General features: G+C 70.7%; 11 protein-coding genes. 4 read left to right on the plus strand and 7 right to left on the minus strand.

The window, feature by feature from the left end; genetic code table 11:
- The first annotated feature begins 157 nt into the window (after nucleotides 1–157).
- Nucleotides 158–1,342, plus strand: a complete 1,185-nt coding sequence (locus tag EMA17_RS24020; RefSeq protein ID WP_126639185.1) for a MarP family serine protease — start codon at nucleotides 158–160, stop codon at nucleotides 1,340–1,342.
- 427 nt (nucleotides 1,343–1,769) lie between these two features.
- Here EMA17_RS24020 and EMA17_RS24025 read toward each other — a convergent pair whose 3' ends face one another.
- From EMA17_RS24025 to EMA17_RS24045, 5 genes are all read right to left on the minus strand, one after another.
- Entirely contained in the window at nucleotides 1,770–2,690 is a 921-nt protein-coding gene (locus EMA17_RS24025) for an alpha/beta fold hydrolase (RefSeq protein WP_126639186.1), read from the minus strand.
- A gap of 76 nt (nucleotides 2,691–2,766) precedes the next feature.
- Nucleotides 2,767–3,186 carry a phage holin family protein gene (locus tag EMA17_RS24030; protein WP_078976502.1) on the minus strand — a complete coding sequence of 140 codons (420 nt, stop codon included), beginning with the start codon at nucleotides 3,184–3,186 and terminating at the stop codon, nucleotides 2,767–2,769.
- Between the two features lie 117 nt (nucleotides 3,187–3,303).
- A complete protein-coding gene (gene nhaA, locus EMA17_RS24035) occupies nucleotides 3,304–4,620 on the minus strand; it encodes a Na+/H+ antiporter NhaA (protein ID WP_126639187.1) in 1,317 nt (438 codons plus the stop codon).
- 287 nt (nucleotides 4,621–4,907) lie between these two features.
- Nucleotides 4,908–6,008 carry a polysaccharide deacetylase family protein gene (locus tag EMA17_RS24040; protein WP_126639188.1) on the minus strand — a complete coding sequence of 367 codons (1,101 nt, stop codon included), beginning with the start codon at nucleotides 6,006–6,008 and terminating at the stop codon, nucleotides 4,908–4,910.
- A gap of 437 nt (nucleotides 6,009–6,445) precedes the next feature.
- A complete protein-coding gene (locus tag EMA17_RS24045) occupies nucleotides 6,446–7,471 on the minus strand; it encodes a sulfite exporter TauE/SafE family protein (protein WP_126639189.1) in 1,026 nt (341 codons plus the stop codon).
- Nucleotides 7,472–7,729: 258 nt separating this feature from the next.
- Here EMA17_RS24045 and EMA17_RS24050 point away from each other — a divergent pair, with 258 nt between their 5' ends.
- Nucleotides 7,730–10,078 carry a SulP family inorganic anion transporter gene (locus EMA17_RS24050; protein ID WP_126639190.1) on the plus strand — a complete coding sequence of 783 codons (2,349 nt, stop codon included), beginning with the start codon at nucleotides 7,730–7,732 and terminating at the stop codon, nucleotides 10,076–10,078.
- Nucleotides 10,079–10,224: 146 nt separating this feature from the next.
- Nucleotides 10,225–12,210, plus strand: coding sequence for an acetate--CoA ligase (gene acs / locus EMA17_RS24055; protein ID WP_126639191.1), 1,986 nt, complete (start codon nucleotides 10,225–10,227; stop codon nucleotides 12,208–12,210).
- Between the two features lie 190 nt (nucleotides 12,211–12,400).
- Here the strand turns inward: acs and EMA17_RS24060 are convergent, their stop codons facing one another.
- Nucleotides 12,401–13,381, minus strand: a complete 981-nt coding sequence (locus tag EMA17_RS24060; RefSeq protein WP_126639192.1) for an ATP-binding protein — start codon at nucleotides 13,379–13,381, stop codon at nucleotides 12,401–12,403.
- 188 nt (nucleotides 13,382–13,569) lie between these two features.
- Between EMA17_RS24060 and EMA17_RS24065 the strand changes: the two genes are divergently transcribed.
- Complete coding sequence (locus EMA17_RS24065; protein ID WP_126639193.1) at nucleotides 13,570–14,376, plus strand: Fic family protein; 807 nt, start codon at nucleotides 13,570–13,572, stop codon at nucleotides 14,374–14,376.
- 518 nt (nucleotides 14,377–14,894) lie between these two features.
- On the opposite strand, the gene EMA17_RS24070 is transcribed toward EMA17_RS24065, so the two are convergent.
- Nucleotides 14,895–15,701 (minus strand): HAD family hydrolase, encoded by an 807-nt coding sequence (locus EMA17_RS24070; protein ID WP_126639194.1) that lies wholly within the window; start codon nucleotides 15,699–15,701, stop codon nucleotides 14,895–14,897.
- Between the last annotated feature and the right edge of the window lie 261 nt (nucleotides 15,702–15,962).

A 15,962-nucleotide genomic window follows, 5' to 3' on the forward strand; every position in this document is an offset into this window, starting at 1 on the left:
GGCGAGGCTGCGGCGGCACCGCGCCGACGCGTCGCCGGCCCGGGCGCGAGACCGCGCCGGCGATGCGTCGACAGGGCCGTGTACGGCTGTGTCACCGGTGTTCGACGAACCGGCACGGCTGCGGACAGCGCGGGCTCGCACGTGAGAACGTGAGCGCGTGAATGTCCTGGACCTGTTGCTGCTCGCCGCCGCGGTGGCCTTCGCCATCTCCGGATACCGGCAGGGCTTCATCGTCGGCGTGCTCTCGTTCCTGGGCTTCATCGGCGGCGGCGTGTTCGGCATGTGGCTGGTGCCCTCGCTGCTGAACCGGTTCGAGCCCGGGCTCGGGCCCTCGATCGCGGCGATCTGCGTCGTGCTCGTGCTGGCCACCGCGCTCCAGGCGTTGACCACCGCGGCCGGCAACCGGCTGCGCCGCCACCTCACCTGGCGACCGGCGCGCCTGGTGGACGCGGCGGGCGGCGCGATCGTGAGCGTGTGCGCGCTGTTGATCGTGGTGTGGCTGATCGGCTCCTCCGTCGCGGGCGCGTCGATGCCCACCGTCTCGCGCGAGGTGCGCTCGTCCCAGGTGCTCGGCGGCGTGCAGAAGGTGCTGCCCCGGGGGGCGGACACCTGGTTCTCCTCGTTCGGCAACCTGCTCGACCGCAACGGCTTCCCGCAGGTGTTCAGTCCGTTCGTGCGCGAGGACATCCCGCAGGTGCCGCCGCCGGACCCCAAGTTGTTGTCGATGCCCGCGGTCCGGGACAGCCAGGACAAGATCGTCAAGATCGTCGGCACCGCGAAGAGTTGCGGCAAGGTGATCGAGGGCTCCGGCTTCGTCTACGCGCCGCAGCGGGTGATGACCAACGCCCACGTGGTCGGCGGCGTGCGCAAGCCGACCGTGCAGATCGGCGGCGAGGGCCGGGAGTACCAGGCGGAGGTCGTGCTCTACGACTGGAAGCGCGACATCGCGGTGCTCAAGGTGCCCGGGCTCAAGGCCACCCCACTGCTGTTCGAGCCCAAGGTGGAGAGCGGCGCGGACGCGATCGTGGCGGGCTTCCCGGAGAACGGCGCCTTCCACGTCGAGGCCGCGCGCGTGCGGGCCCGGATCCAGGCCGGCGGTCCGGACATCTACAAGCGCGGCACGGTCAGTCGCGACGTCTACTCGCTCTACGCGAAGGTCCGCCAGGGCAACTCCGGCGGACCGCTGATCTCGCCGAACGGCAAGGTCGCCGGGGTGATCTTCGCCAAGTCGCTCGACGACGAGTCCACCGGATACGCGCTCACCGTCGAGGAGGTCCGCGCGGACGCCGAGGCGGGCGCGGTCGCCGACCGCCCCGTGGACACCCAGAGTTGCGCGATGTGACGTCGAACCGACGGGCCGCCGGTGCGCGACGGCCCGTGACGGGTCAGCGCGGGAAGCGCAGGCGCAACGTCAACCAGCGCGCTCGCCGGCGCAATATCCCCATCAGCCCCGGGAAATGATCCCCCCGGTCGGCAACCGCGCCGGCCGGCGCCCCTCGCTCGTGCTCGAACCCTTGGGTACCGGTGGTGTGGATCTCAACCATGAGGGTCTCTGCCGTCTCCGACCGGGTGTCCCCGGCCCCCGCCGCCATGCTCGGAGCGTTGTACGTCCGGCTCATACGGGGGCGCCTACCCGGGCCACCGACGGCGTAATCGCGCCGCCCGCCGGGCCGGAAACGATTCCCGAGCCCACTCGGGGCGATCTGTACGGAAGTGTCGGATATACCCATCGAGATCACACAACGAAAGCCCGGAAGCGCTGTCGAACTTCAACGCTCGGGTTCCGGATCCTTCAGCCAGCCCAGCAGTTCCTCGGTGAACATCGCGGGTTGTTCCTCGTGCGGGAAGTGCCCGACGCCGTCCAGCAGTCGCCAGCGGTACGGCGCCTCCACGTAGCGCCCGGAACCGGCCGCGGTGCGCGGCAGGATCACCGGGTCGAGGGCGCCGTGCAGATGCAGCGTGGGCACCTCGACGGGTGCCTTCATCCGGGCCGAGTACTGGATGCCGTCCGGGCGCGGGATGGAGCGGATCAGCCACCGGTAGTGCTCGGCCGCGCAGTGCGCGGTGCCCGGCACCAGCATCGCCTGGCGGTAGCGGGTGAACGACTCGTCGACCGGCCGGCCCGGCGCCGACCACGCGCGCAGCATGTCGCCCACCATCGCCGCGTCGTCGCGGATCAGCTGCCGCTCGGGCACCCACGGCCGCTGGAAGCCGAAGATGTGCGAACTCGCCGCCATCTGATGACGGTCCGTCAGCAGCGCGCCGCGCAGTTGCCGGGGGTGCGGCATCGACACCGCGACCAGTCGGCGGACCACCTTGGGCCGCAACACCGCGGCGGTCCACCCCAGATAGGCGCCCAGGTCGTGGCCGACCACGATCGCGTCCGGCTCGCCGAGCGAGCGGATCACCCCGGTCACGTCCAGGGCCAGGGTGATCGGGTCGTAGCCGCGCGGGGTGCGGTCACTGCCGCCGTAGCCGCGCAGGTCCATCGCCACCGCGCGGTAACCCGCCCGGGCCAACGCCTGCATCTGGTACCGCCAGGTCCACCAGAACTGCGGGAATCCGTGCAGCAGCAGCACGACCGGTCCCTCGCCCGTCTCGGCGATGTGGAACCGCGCGCCGTTGGCGGCGATGTCGCGGTGCGTCCAGGGCCCGGCCACGTTGACCACGGTGCTCTCGGGAACCGTCATGCCGAGCAGGGTTGCACACTCGCGATCGCACTCCTGTTTCCGCGCCCGGTTTCCCCGGCCCGGGCGCGCCGCGGGGTCAGCCGACGTTCTTGAGCGTGGTGATCGTGTCCTGGGTGGTGGTGATCGTGCGCTCCGGCGGCCGCACCTTCTTGAACGACGCGATCCCGTAGTAGCCGAGCGCGCCCGCGAGCAGCAGGTAGAAGCCGCCGACGATCAGGAAGCTCCACGCCACACCGAGACCGAGGGCGTGGATTCCGTACACGACCGCGAAGCTCAGGAAGACGAACGCGAACACGCCGACGAAGGCCGCCGCGCCGAACGCGCCGCCGCCCTTCGCGACGTTGACCACGCTGACCTTGACCTCGCTCTTGGCGAGCGCGATCTCGCTGCGGACCAGGGTGGACATGTCCTTGCTGGCGGACGAGAACAGCTCGCCCAGGGATCGTTGTGCGTCGACGGGCACGTCCTGGGCCGGGGACCTGTCGGTGCCTGCCATGGTCACTCCTCGTACCGGTGTGGATAATCCGAACCCCGATCATGCCCTGCTGCGGCGATACGTATCCACCGGGGCACGTCGTACGAGTGTTTCGGATGGGAAACGAAGCAATCCGGACTACGCGAGCTTGTCCCGGCGCAGCCGATCGGCGTCCGTGCGATACACGTCGGGGATACCGTCGCCGTCGTCGTCGCGGTTCTCCTCGGCGCACAGCCGGGCGTAGGTGTTGTTCCGTATCCGCAACACGACCGTGGCCGCCGCGGCGGAGAGCACCGAGCCGACCAGGACCGCGGCCTTCGCCTGTTCGGTCAGCACCGGGTCGTCGGTGAAGGCGAGTTCGCTGATCAGCAGCGACACCGTGAAGCCGATGCCGGCCAGCATGGACATGCCGAACACGTCCGGCCAGGCCAGGTCGTCGCTGAGTTGGGCCCGGGTGAACCGGGCGACCAGCCAGGTGCCGACGAAGATGCCGACCACCTTGCCCGCGATCAGGCCGAGCAGGACGCCGAGCGTGGGCCGGTGGGTGAACACGTCGCCGAGCACCGGCCCGGAGATCGCGACACCCGCGGACAGCAGCGCGAAGATCGGCACCGCCAGACCGGCGGAGACCGGCCGGACCAGGTGCTCGACGTGCTCGGCCGGCGAGGTGCGCTCGCCCCGGTCCGGGACCACCCGCATCAGCAGGCCCATCGCCACGCCGGCGACCGTCGCGTGCACCCCGCTCTCGTGCATCAGCGCCCAGATCACCAGCGCGAGCGGTACGTAGAACCACCAGCCGCGCACCCGCCGGCGCTGGAGCAGCCAAAAGACCGCGAGCAGCGCGAACGCTCCGGCCAGGGCGAGGAAGTTCACCGAATCGGTGAAGAAGATCGCGATGATCAGGATCGCGCCCAGGTCGTCCACCACGGCCAGGGTGAGCAGGAACGAGCGCAGCGCGGACGGCAGGCTGGTGCCGATCACCGCCAGCACGGCCAGCGCGAACGCGATGTCGGTCGCGGTGGGGATGGCCCAGCCGTCCGGCGAGCCGCCGCCGGTGTTCACCGCGAAATAGAACAGCGCGGGGGTGAGCATTCCGCACCCGGCCGCGACCACCGGCAGGATCGCCTGGGCCGGATTGCGCAGGTCGCCGACCACCAGCTCGCGCTTGAGTTCGATGCCGGCGACGAAGAAGAAGATCGCGAGCAGCCCGTCGGCGGCCCAGGTGCTCAGCGACAGGTCGAGGTGCAGCGCCGCCGGGCCGAACCGGACGTCGCGCAGGTCCTGGTAGGCGTCGCTCCATCCGGTGTTCGCCCAGACCACCGCGACCACCGCCGCGATCAGCAGCAGCGCGCCGCCGACCGTTTCGGTGCGCAGCGCGTCGGCGATGAAATTCCGCTCGGCCAGGGTGGACGGACGCCGAAAGAACTTGTTGCGTGGCGCGGACTCGGCACCCACGGGACCTCCAGGTCGGCGGCGGTTCGCGGGCGTATACCGCCCTGCGAAAACGACAAAACAGCGCCGACCAGACTTCCCGGCATGTCTCCCGACGGGGGAGACCCACGACGCGGGAGCGGTCCGACCCGGACCCGGTCCCCGTCAGTGTATCGACAAGATTTTCGATTCCGCCGACCCGATCCGGGACACGGCGCGCATCATGGCCCGCCGCGAACGGCAACACGAGGGCCCCGCACCGAGGTTGCGCTCGGTACGGGGCCCTGGTGGAGCGGTGGGTCGCCGGTCGGTCAGTCCTGTCGGCGCGTCGGCAGCGCGTTCTCCTCGACGGACAGTGCCCGGTTCGCGGCGGGCTTGTTCGGGCCTCCGGCGGAAACGATCGAGTTCCAGTCCGACGGGGCCTGGCCGACGCCCAGTCCCTGGAGCTTGGTGATCACCGCGGGGTCCTGCCCCTCGAGCCAGTCGGTCATCTGACGGAAGGTCACGCAGCGCACGTCGGCCTTGGTGCAGACCGAGGTCACCGTGTCCCGGACGGCGTTCATGTAGATGCCGCCGCTCCAGTCCTCGAAGTGATTCCCGATGAACAGTGGAGCGCGGTTGGTGGTGTAGGCGCGCTGGAATCCGTTCATGTAGAACTCGTGGGCCTCTTTCTCCCACGCGTCCTTCTTGGACGGGTCGTATTTACCGTGCCGCTGCTCCTGCTCGAACATGATGTTGTAGTCCATGGAGAGCTGCGACTTGTTCGGGTCACCCGGCCACGGCAGCGACTGCAGCGGGAAGTCCCAGATTCCGGTCTCCTTGCCGCGCTTGGGCCACACCTGAAGACCGCCGGGCGAACTCGCGTCGTAGCGGAATCCCATCTCCTTGGCCGCCCGCATCAGGTTCGCCTGACCCTCCAGGCACGGCGCGCGACCACCGATGAGCTCCTTGCCCATCGAGTAGTCGAAGGGCAGCGGCGGGAGGTCGGCGTAGCCGGTGTTGGTCTTCCAGTTCTGGACGAATTTCACCGCCTGCTCGGTTTCGTTCTTCCAGTCGGCCGGACTCCAACTCTTGCCGCTCGTGGCGGTGTTGCAGAAGTGGCCGTTGAAGTGCGTGCCGACCTCGTTGCCCTTGAGCCAGACCTCGCGCATCTGGATGATCGTGTTGCGCACGGTTTCGTCGGACATGTAGGGGATGTCGGACGCGCCCGCCGTGTGCTTCGGCCCGGTGTACATGGCCTTCTTCGTCTTCGGGAGCATGTAGATACCGCTCAGGAAGTACGTCATCTGGGCCTTGTTCGCCTCGGACAGCTTCAGGAATTGCGAAACCAGCTTGTTGCCGTCCTCGGCCGCGCCATCCCACGAGAACACGACGAACTGCGGCGGTTTCTCCCCCGGCTTGAGCTTCTCCACCTTGGGCTGGTTCGGCTGGGGACCGGTGTCGGCGGTCGAGCCGTCACCGATCGGTTTGACCGGACCCCTCGGTTTGTCCGATTCCTTACCCGGATCGCTCGGATTTCCGCTGCCAGGGTTCTTTGCAGAGGAGTTGCCGGAATCTTTCCCGTCCTTTGCGAAAACCACGAAACCGATAGCGGCCAGGACTGCGACAACGACGAGCACCGCAGCGCCGCGGACAGTTCGCACAGTTCACCTCTTCCCATGGACATGCCGGACCGGGCTGTATTCCCTATCGATACATACGCACGCCGGGGTCACCCGGTTGCGTGCGTCGCCGGTCCGCTTCCCCGCGTACCCGGGCCGGGATCCATCGGATCGTCCGGAGCGCGTGAGCGCGGACACATCACCGTACGGGGCGTCGGCCTCGGAAGCGATCCGGCGTCACCCTCCCGTCACGGGTCGGCGCGGAACTCGATCCGCCCGCCGTACATGCCCATCGCACAGGTCCAGTCGACCGTCCCGGGGCGCGGTACGCCCAGGTCGATCGTGGTCTCGCCGGACACCGGCAGCACCTGTTGCCGGTCGCGCGCGGGCAGCACGAAGCCGCGGGTGCAGCCGGTGGTGTGGTCGGTGCGCAACACCAGGACGGTGGGTACGCCGGCCCGGGCCAGCGCGCGGGCCGGGTGGTAACCCTTGTCGGCCACCCGGACGGTGACCCGCTGCACGCCGTCGGGCCCCGTGCTCGCCGCCGCGTGGTCGACCGCGCCGCGGGCCGTCGGGGTCCACCAGCCGGCCAGACGCAGCCCCGAGCCGACCGTCCACACGGCCACCGCCAGCACCAACACGCCCAGGGCGGCGGTCAGTCGGCCGCGCAGGACCCGACCCGAGGCGCCGACCAGCAGACCCAGGACCGTGAACAGCGGGATGGTGCCGAGTACGAAACCGGTCAGCACCGCCGCCCCGCCGAGCGCGTTCCGCGAGGTGACGGCGACCAGTTCGGCGCCCAGCGTCACCCCGCACGGGACGAACACGGTGGCCGCGCCCAGGAGCAGCGGTCCGCGCCCGGCGCCGCGGACCGAGCCGCGCGGCAACAGCCGACCCACGCCGGGCACACCGAGCATGGCCAGCCCGAACAGCACCATCAGCGCGGCGGCGAGGAGCATCAGGACCGCTCGCGTGCTCGGCGCCGGTTGCAGCGCGCCGCCGACCAGGCCGAGCAGCGCGCCCAGGACGGCGTGGGCGACGAGCTTCGCGCCCAGGAAGGCGGCCAGCGCGCGGGGGAGCGGGCGGCGCACGGGGGACCCGGCGCAGTCGGCGGCCTCGGCGGTGTCGGCGCGATCGGTGGGCCCGGCGGCCGAGGCCGGCCCGCACGGGCGGACCGCGCCGACCAGAAGGCCGCCCTGGACCGCCGCGCAGGACGCGCCACCCGCGGCGAACCCCGCGCCGAGCCCGGTCGCGAACAGCGTGAGCACCTGCACGGCACCACCCCCACTCCGGGGAGATTACGGGCCATCACACACAGTGTGGAAGGTGTCTGGTGTGAAACATGTGTTTCACCCATATGGGTGCACATTTTACGTTCTGAAAAGGATAGCCTTACTGTGATGAGATAAATACGTAGAGTTAAGTTGGCCTATCCGGCCCGAACACTCTGGTTACGACCGCGCGCCGCCACCCCTGCGGCAGCCATGCCCGCCATGACATGACTGACATGACTGACCCCGGAGGACACGGACATGCCCGTTGCCCCTGTCACCACGCCCGCGCCGGTTTCCAGGGCCGCGTCCGCGCGGGCCGATTTCGGCGCCTCACTGGTGGTTTTCCTGGTCGCCGTGCCGCTCTCCCTCGGCATCGCGCTCGCGGCCGGCGCCCCGCTCGGCGCCGGCATCATCTCGGCCGTGGTCGGCGGCATCGTGGTCGGCCTGCTCGGCGGCGCGCCACTCCAGGTGAGCGGCCCCACCGCGGGTCTGACGGTGATCGTGGCCGGTCTCGTACAGAACTACGGCTGGCGGGTGACCTGCCTGGTCACCGTCGGCGCCGGCCTGCTGCAGATCCTGCTCGGCGTGGCCAAGGTGGCCCGGGCCACCCTCGCCCTGTCGCCGGCCGTCGTACACGGCGTCGTGGCCGGTATCGGCGTGGTGATCGCGCTGGCCCAGTTGCACGTGGTCCTGGGCGGCGCGCCGCAACGTTCGGCCTGGGAGAACCTGCGCGAACTGCCCCGTCAGATCGCCGGTCTGCACACCTCCGCGGTCGCCGTCGGGGTGATCACCCTGGCCCTGCTGCTCGGTTGGCCGCTGCTCGGCCGACTGCCCGGTCGCGGCGCGGCGTTGCACCGGGTGCCGGCACCGCTGGTCGCGGTCTCCCTGGCCACCGCGTGCGCGGGCGTGCTGCACCTGGACGTGGCGCGGGTGGACCTGTCCTCGGTCGTGTTCACCACCCCGGTGCTGCCCCCGTCGAACGTGTGGGGCGCGATCCTGGTCGGTGTGGTCAGCGTGGCGCTGGTCTCCGGGATGGAGTCGCTGCTGTCGGCCGCCGCGGTCGATCGGCTGCACGACGGGCCGCGCGCCGCACTCGATCGCGAACTGATCGGCCAGGGCGTGGGCAACGTGGTCTCCGGCGCGATCGGCGGCTACCCCGTCACCGGCGTGGCGATCCGCTCGGTGACCAACGTGCGGGCCGGCGCGGCCACCCGGGCCGCGACGATCCTGCACGGGGTCTGGGTGATGGTGTTCGTGGCCCTGTGCGGCGCGCTCGTCGAGCGCATCCCGCTCGCGGTGCTGGCCGCCCTGGTGATGGCGGTCGGCCTCCAGATGGTCAGTCTCGCGCACATCCGGCACGTACACCGCCACCGCGAATTCCCGGCCTACGCCGCGACGATCGCGGGGGTGATCCTGGCCGGGGTGCTCCAGGGCGTGCTGCTCGGCGTGGTGGTCGCGGTGTGCACCGCGCTGTACCGGCTCAGCCGCAGCACCGTGCGGGTCTACCCCGGCGACGGGGTGCTGCACGTGGAGGTGCACGGCTCGCTCACCTTCCTGTCGGTGCCGCGACTGTCGCGCGTGCTCGCCAAGTTGCCGCCCGGGGAGCACGTGGTGGTGGACATGACGGTGGACTACCTCGACCAGGCCGCGTTCGAGACCGTGCACTCGTGGCGCGCCGGCTACCTCGCGAGCGGCGGCCGGGTGGACATCGAGGAGATCCACGACGGTTGTTACGAGCGGGCCGCAGGCGGCACCCCGGGGCCCCGGCGGTCCCGACTGACCCCGTCGCCGCGCTGGTTCGCGCCGTGGTGGCACTGGCAGCGCGCGTGCCCGCGCGAGGACGGCACCGCGTCCCAGGCCCTGGTGGCCGGTGCCCGCGAGTTCCGGCAGCGCACCGCGCCCCTGGTCCAGCCGTTCCTGGAACGACTCGCGCTGGAGGGGCAGAAGCCGGCGCAACTGTTCATCACCTGCGCCGACTCGCGCATCGTGCCGAACCTGATCACCGCGAGCGGTCCCGGCGACCTGTTCACCGTGCGCAACGTCGGCAACCTGGTGCCACCCGGCGACACCGCCCGGGTCGACCCGGGCACGGGCGACGCGTCGGTGGGCGCGGCGATCGAGTACGCGGTGTCGGTGCTCGGGGTGCGCAGCATCACCGTGTGCGGGCACTCCGGGTGCGGGGCGATGAAGGCGCTGCTCGACAAGGTCGGCACGGAGCCCGACGCCGGATCGGGGCCCGGCGCCACGCCGCACCTGGATCGTTGGCTGCGCCACGGCGACGCGTCGCTGGCCCGCTTCACGGCCGACCCCGCGCCGACCGTGACCGGTCACGCCGTGCCGCCGGTGGAGCAGTTGTGCCTGACCAACGTGGTCCAGCAATTGCACAACCTGCTCGACCACACGGTGGTCGCGCAGGCGGTGGCGGCGGGTCGACTGCGGTTGTTCGGGCTCTACTTCGACCTCGCGTCCGCGCAGATGTACCTCTACGACGCGGTGCGCGGCGACTTCGGTCCGGTGGACGCGGAGCGGGCCGAGTCCGGGGCCCTCCCGCAGGTCGTCCCGCCGAGCGCCGAAGATCACACTTTTCCGGCGCTCAATCCCGGATAGCCGGCCCGCACCCTCGCGCGGTCGGCCACGATGCGCACTGTGCCTCGAAGTGGTCTAAACCAATCTCCACGCTCCTCTTGCCGGCTCGGGCCGGTCCCTGATGAGCTACGGCAGAGAAGAGACCGCAGCCGCACGGAGGAGTACGCGTGAGCAACGCAGACCGGAACACGGGAGACAAGGCCGGCGAGGCACTGTCGAACCTGCTGCGCGAGGAGCGCCGCTTCGCACCTCCGCCCGCGCTCGCGGCCGACGCCAACGTCAAGGCCGACGCGTACGAGCGGGCGGAGGCCGATCGGCTCGGCTTCTGGGCCGAGCAGGCCCGGCGGCTCGACTGGGCGGTCGAGCCGCAGGAGACGCTGGACTGGTCGACGCCGCCGTTCGCGAAGTGGTTCGCCGACGGCAAGCTGAACGTGGCCTACAACTGTGTCGACCGGCACGTCGAGGCGGGCCACGGCGATCGGGTCGCGATCCACTTCGAGGGCGAGCCGGGCGACACCCGCACGCTCACCTACGCCGACCTCAAGCGCGAGGTCTCCAAGGCGGCCAACGCGCTGACCTCGCTGGGCGTCGAGGCGGGCGACCGGGTGGCCATCTACCTGCCGATGATCCCGGAGGCGGTGATCTCGATGCTCGCGTGCGCGCGCATCGGCGCCCCGCACTCGGTGGTCTTCGGCGGCTTCTCCGCGGACGCGGTCTCGTCACGTGTCACCGACAACGACGCGCGGATCGTGATCACCGCCGACGGCGGCTACCGGCGCGGCAAGCCGTCGGCGCTCAAGCCCGCCATCGACGAGGCGCTGACGTCCTGTCCGGACGTGCGCAACGTGCTGGTCGTGCGGCGCACCGGCGGCGACGTCGCGTGGACCGAGGGTCGCGACGTCTGGTGGCACGACCTGGTCGACGCGCAGTCGGAGGAGCACGAGCCGCAGCCGTTCGACGCCGAGCACCCGCTGTTCATCCTGTACACGTCGGGCACCACCGGTAAGCCGAAGGGCATCCTGCACACCTCCGGCGGCTACCTGACCCAGGCGAGCTACACCCACCACGCGGTCTTCGACCTCAAGCCCGAGACCGACGTGTACTGGTGCACCGCCGACATCGGCTGGGTCACCGGGCACTCCTACATCACCTACGGCCCGCTCTCCAACGGCGCCACCCAGGTCATGTACGAGGGCACGCCCGACACCCCGCACCAGGGCCGCTGGTGGGAGATCGTGGCGAAGTACGGGGTCACCATCCTGTACACCGCGCCCACCGCGATCCGCACCTGCATGAAGTGGGGCGACGACATCCCCGCCAAGTTCGACCTGTCCTCGCTGCGCATCCTGGGCAGCGTCGGCGAGCCGATCAACCCCGAGGCGTGGATCTGGTACCGCGAGCACATCGGCGCCGGGAAGACCCCGATCGTGGACACCTGGTGGCAGACCGAGACCGGCGCGATCATGATCAGCCCGCTGCCGGGCGTCACCTCGACCAAGCCGGGCTCCGCGCAGCGCGCGCTGCCGGGCATCTCGGCCAAGGTCGTCGACGACACCGCGACCGAGGTCGGCAACGGCGGCGGTGGCTACCTGGTCCTGGACCGGCCGTGGCCGTCGATGCTGCGCACCATCTGGGGCGACGACCAGCGGTTCGAGGACACCTACTGGTCGCGCTTCGAGGGCCTGTACTTCGCCGGCGACGGTGCGAAGAAGGACGACGACGGCGACATCTGGCTGCTCGGCCGGGTCGACGACGTGATGCTCGTGTCGGGCCACAACATCTCCACCACCGAGGTCGAGTCGGCCCTGGTGTCGCACCCCAAGGTCGCCGAGTCGGCGGTGGTCGGCGCGAGCGACGCGACCACCGGCCAGGCGATCGTGGCGTTCGTGATCCTGCGCGGCAGCGCCTCCGAGTCGGCCGAACTGGTCGCCGAACTGCGCGAGCACGTCGGCAAGGTGCTCGGCCCGATCGCCAAGCCCAAGCGGATCCTGCCGGTGGCCGAGCTGCCCAAGACCCGCTCCGGCAAGATCATGCGCCGGCTGTTGCGCGACGTGGCGGAGAACCGCACGCTCGGCGACGTCACCACGCTGACCGACTCGTCGGTGATGGACCTGATCTCGTCGCAGCTGCCGTCGGCCCCGACGGAGGACTGAGCGGGACGGAGTGGACGCGGGGCGGTCCGGCTCTGGTGAGCGGGCCGCCCCGCGTCGTCGTGATCGGGGCTCTCGTCCCGGGCTTCGGGTCGCGCTTCGGACGGGGCGTTTCGAACCGGCGCTTGTTCGGACGGGCGTCGCGGGTGGACGATTTCGACCGGCGCTTCGGGCGGGTGTCCCGGGTCGGCGTCTAGACCGGCGCGGAGATTGCCTGCGGGCCGAGCACGAACGTCGAGTCGACCTGCTCGGCCAGGTCGACGCCGGTCTTCGCGTTGGCCCAGCCGCGTGCGTTCCGCAGGTGGAACTCGACCATCTGCGCGGTGTACCGCCCCCAGTCGCGGCGCTCGAAACCGGCGTCGGCGGCGAGCGTCAACTCCTCCAGCGCGGCCCGGTTGACCGGCTCCAGGCTGTCGAAGTCGGGGGAGTGGCCCTTCTCCAGGGCCCGTACGTAGTCGGACTGCACGGTCCAGGTGAGCAGGTCGTCGCCGACGTGCTCGCGCAGGAACTCGACGTCGTCGGGGCCCTGGACCTTGTTGCCGACCACCGCGAGCGAGACGCCCCAGTCGCGGGCGTAGTCGCGGTATTGCCGGTAGACGCCGACGCCCTTGCGGGTCGGCTCGGCGACCAGGAAGGTCAGGTCGAACCGGGTGAACAGCCCGGAGGCGAACGAGTCCGAGCCGGCGGTCATGTCGACCACCAGATATTCGCCCGCGCCGTCGACGAGGTGGTTGAGGTACAACTCCACCGCGCCGACCTTCGAGTGGTAGCACGCGACGCCGAGATCGGACTCGGCGAACGGCCCCGTCGCCATCAGCCGCAGCCCGGGCAGGCCGGGAACCTCGCGCGCGCACGCCGCGTGGATCGGGTTGTCCTCGGTGAGTCGGATCAGCCGCGACCCCCGGCCCGGCGGGGTGGTCTTGACCATCTGCTCGGTCGAGCCGATCCGCGGGTTGTCGCCGCGCAACCAGTCCTTGATCGTGGGCAGTCGGGCGCCCATCGCGGGCATCGCCGCCGCGGCCTGCTCGTCGAGGCCGAGCGCGGCGCCGAGGTGTTGGTTGATGTCCGCGTCCACGGCGACCACCGGCCGGCCGGTGGCCACCAGATGCCGGATGAACAACGACGAGAGCGTGGTCTTGCCGCTGCCGCCCTTGCCGACGAAGGCGATTTTCACGGCCCCTCCCTTGATATATGAGTTTGACAATCGTTTTCGATAGGATCATCCGTTGCGGACCGTGATCACGTCAAGTCGGAAAGTAGTCGAACCGTCGGTCGGGGGGACGTCGACCGCGCGCGGGCACGGTCGGGCTCGGCGCGGGCCCGTGTCGCGGGTGATTCGCGGCCCGGCGTAGGGTCGCTCGGGTGAGCACCGCAACCGATCCCCTCGCCGCCCTCGCGCTCCTGCCCGGCGTGCCGGAGTCCGTCGAGGACACCCGCACGGCGGTGGACCGGCTGCTCGGCCACCGCACGATGCGCCGCCGCAGCATGGACATCAGTGCCGAATCCGCGCTCCGCGGCGCGCGGGCCAGTGCCGCGCTGGAGGGCGTCGACTGGTCGCTGGAGGAGATTCGCCGGCGGACCGACTACTCGTCCTCGCTCGACGACGGCGGTGCGGTGGTCGCGGGCGCGTTGCGGCTGTCCGCCGAGATCGGCACGCTCCTCGGCACCTGGGGGCACAGTCCGCTCCAGGTGCTGGCCAGATTGCACGTGGTCGCCGCGGCCGACGCGGTGCCCGCCGAGGCGCTGGGCCGGCCGCGCCGGGACGACGAGTCGTCGGCCGGGCAGCTCCCGGCGGACGAGGTGGCGGCTCGCCTCGACGGGTTGTCCCGGCTGTTGCTCGCGCCGTCCGCCGCGCCCGCGATCGTGGTCGCCGCGGTCACCCACGGGGAGATCCTGAGCCTGGCCCCGTTCGGCTGGGGCAACGGGCTGATCGCCCGCGCCGCGCAGCGGATCGTGCTGATCACCCGGGGCCTGGACCCGAAGGGCGCGGCGGTGCCGGAGGTCGGCCACCTGGAACTGGGCGTGGACGCCTACGCCGAGGCGCTGCGGGCGTACGAGAGCGGCACCGCCGAGGGTGTGGCGACCTGGATCCGGCACTGCGCGGAGGCGATGACTCTGGGTGCGCGCGAGAGCGTCGCGGTGTGCGAAGCGGTGATGCGCGGGATCTGACGCCCGGCGGGGTGGCGGGGCGCTTCGGCTGGAGGCGTCTCGGGTGGGCGCGGCCGGGCTCGGCGCGGTTCGCCGCAGGTTGCTTCGGGTCCGGACGTACGAGACGGCGGCGCCCCTGAGGACGCCGCCGCTTTGTCACTCCCGCCGAGGTATCAGGCGTGTACCCGTTATGACGATCGGCCCCGGCATGCGCATCCACGGGGGGAAGAACATGCAGGTTGTCCGACGCGTTCGGCCCCTACGAGGGTCGGTCGCACGTGGGTTCCCGGCGGTCGTGCTCGATCCGTCCCGGCCACCCGGGTGAGCGGGGGCCGTACGGGCCGTTGGTCCCTTTTCTAGTGGGTTGCCGAGAGGAGGGGAACCCCTGGCCCAAGATCTTTACTTTCGGCCTTTGTCGGATTTGCTCCGCCGTCGATGATCGTCGGGCGTCGCCGCGGTCGACCGCGATGCCCCGACACGGGCTCTCCGGCCGGGGTGGCGGGTCGCGGTGTTTCCCGGTGCCTCCCGGTGCTTCCCGCTCAGCGGCGCTTCCTGGCGAGGTACCAGACGAAGCCGGCCGCGGTGGCGCCCGCGCCGATCGCGGTCGCGGCGAGCACGGGGCGCGAGGGTACCGAGAGGGTGGGCACCCGCTGGCGCAGCGCCACGGGGCGGCTGAAGACCAGTACGGGCCACCCGCGGGCGGTCGCCTCGCGACGCAGGCCGCGATCCGGGTTGACCGCGTACGGGTGGCCGACCTCCAGGAGCATCGGCAGGTCGGTGATCGAATCGCTGTACGCGTAGCAGGAGGTGAGGTCGTAGCCCTCGGTGCGGGCCAACTCCTTGACCGCCGCGGCCTTGTTGGGCCCGTACGCGTAGAAGTCGATCTCGCCGGAGTAGCGGCCGTCCTCGACCACCATCCGGGTGGCCACCACGCGGTCCGCGCCGAGCATGTCACCGATGGGCTCGACCACTTCGGCCCCGGAGGAGCTGACGATGACCACGTCTCGGCCGGCCGCGTGGTGTTCCTCGATCAGGGACGCGGCCTCGTCGTAGATGATCGGGTCGATCATGTCGTGCAGGGTCTCCGCGACGATCTCGCGCACCTGCTGCACGTCCCAGCCGCGGCACAGCGCGGACAGGTATTCGCGCATGCGCTCCATCTGGTCGTGATCCGCGCCGCCGACGAGGAAGACGAACTGGGCGTAGGCGCTCTTGAGGACGGAGCGGCGATTGATGAGTCCGCCGTGGTAGAAGGATCTGCTGAACGCCAGCGCACTGGACCTGGCGATGATGGTCTTGTCGAGGTCGAAGAAGGCTGCTGTCCGCTTCGGCGCCTGGGTTTCCACAGTTCACGAGGATAAGGGCAGCCATTCGGCGTAAACTCCGCGTCGTGGGTTTGCTAGAGAACCCCCTCGGGTACATCCTGGAAGTCACGGATCGTTCGCGACCGTGCTAACCCGGTCCGACTCCTCCCCCCCCCGAGTCGGCCGCGGAGACGACCCCCGCTCTCCCCCCCGGCGGGGGTCGTCGCTTGTCCGGGGGGCTTTTTTGCGTCCCGATGCGGGTGGGCGCGGGGTTTTGTTCGGGTGATCGCCGGGGTGGTAATC

This window comes from Embleya hyalina (assembly GCF_003967355.1).
Lineage (GTDB): Bacteria > Actinomycetota > Actinomycetes > Streptomycetales > Streptomycetaceae > Embleya > Embleya hyalina.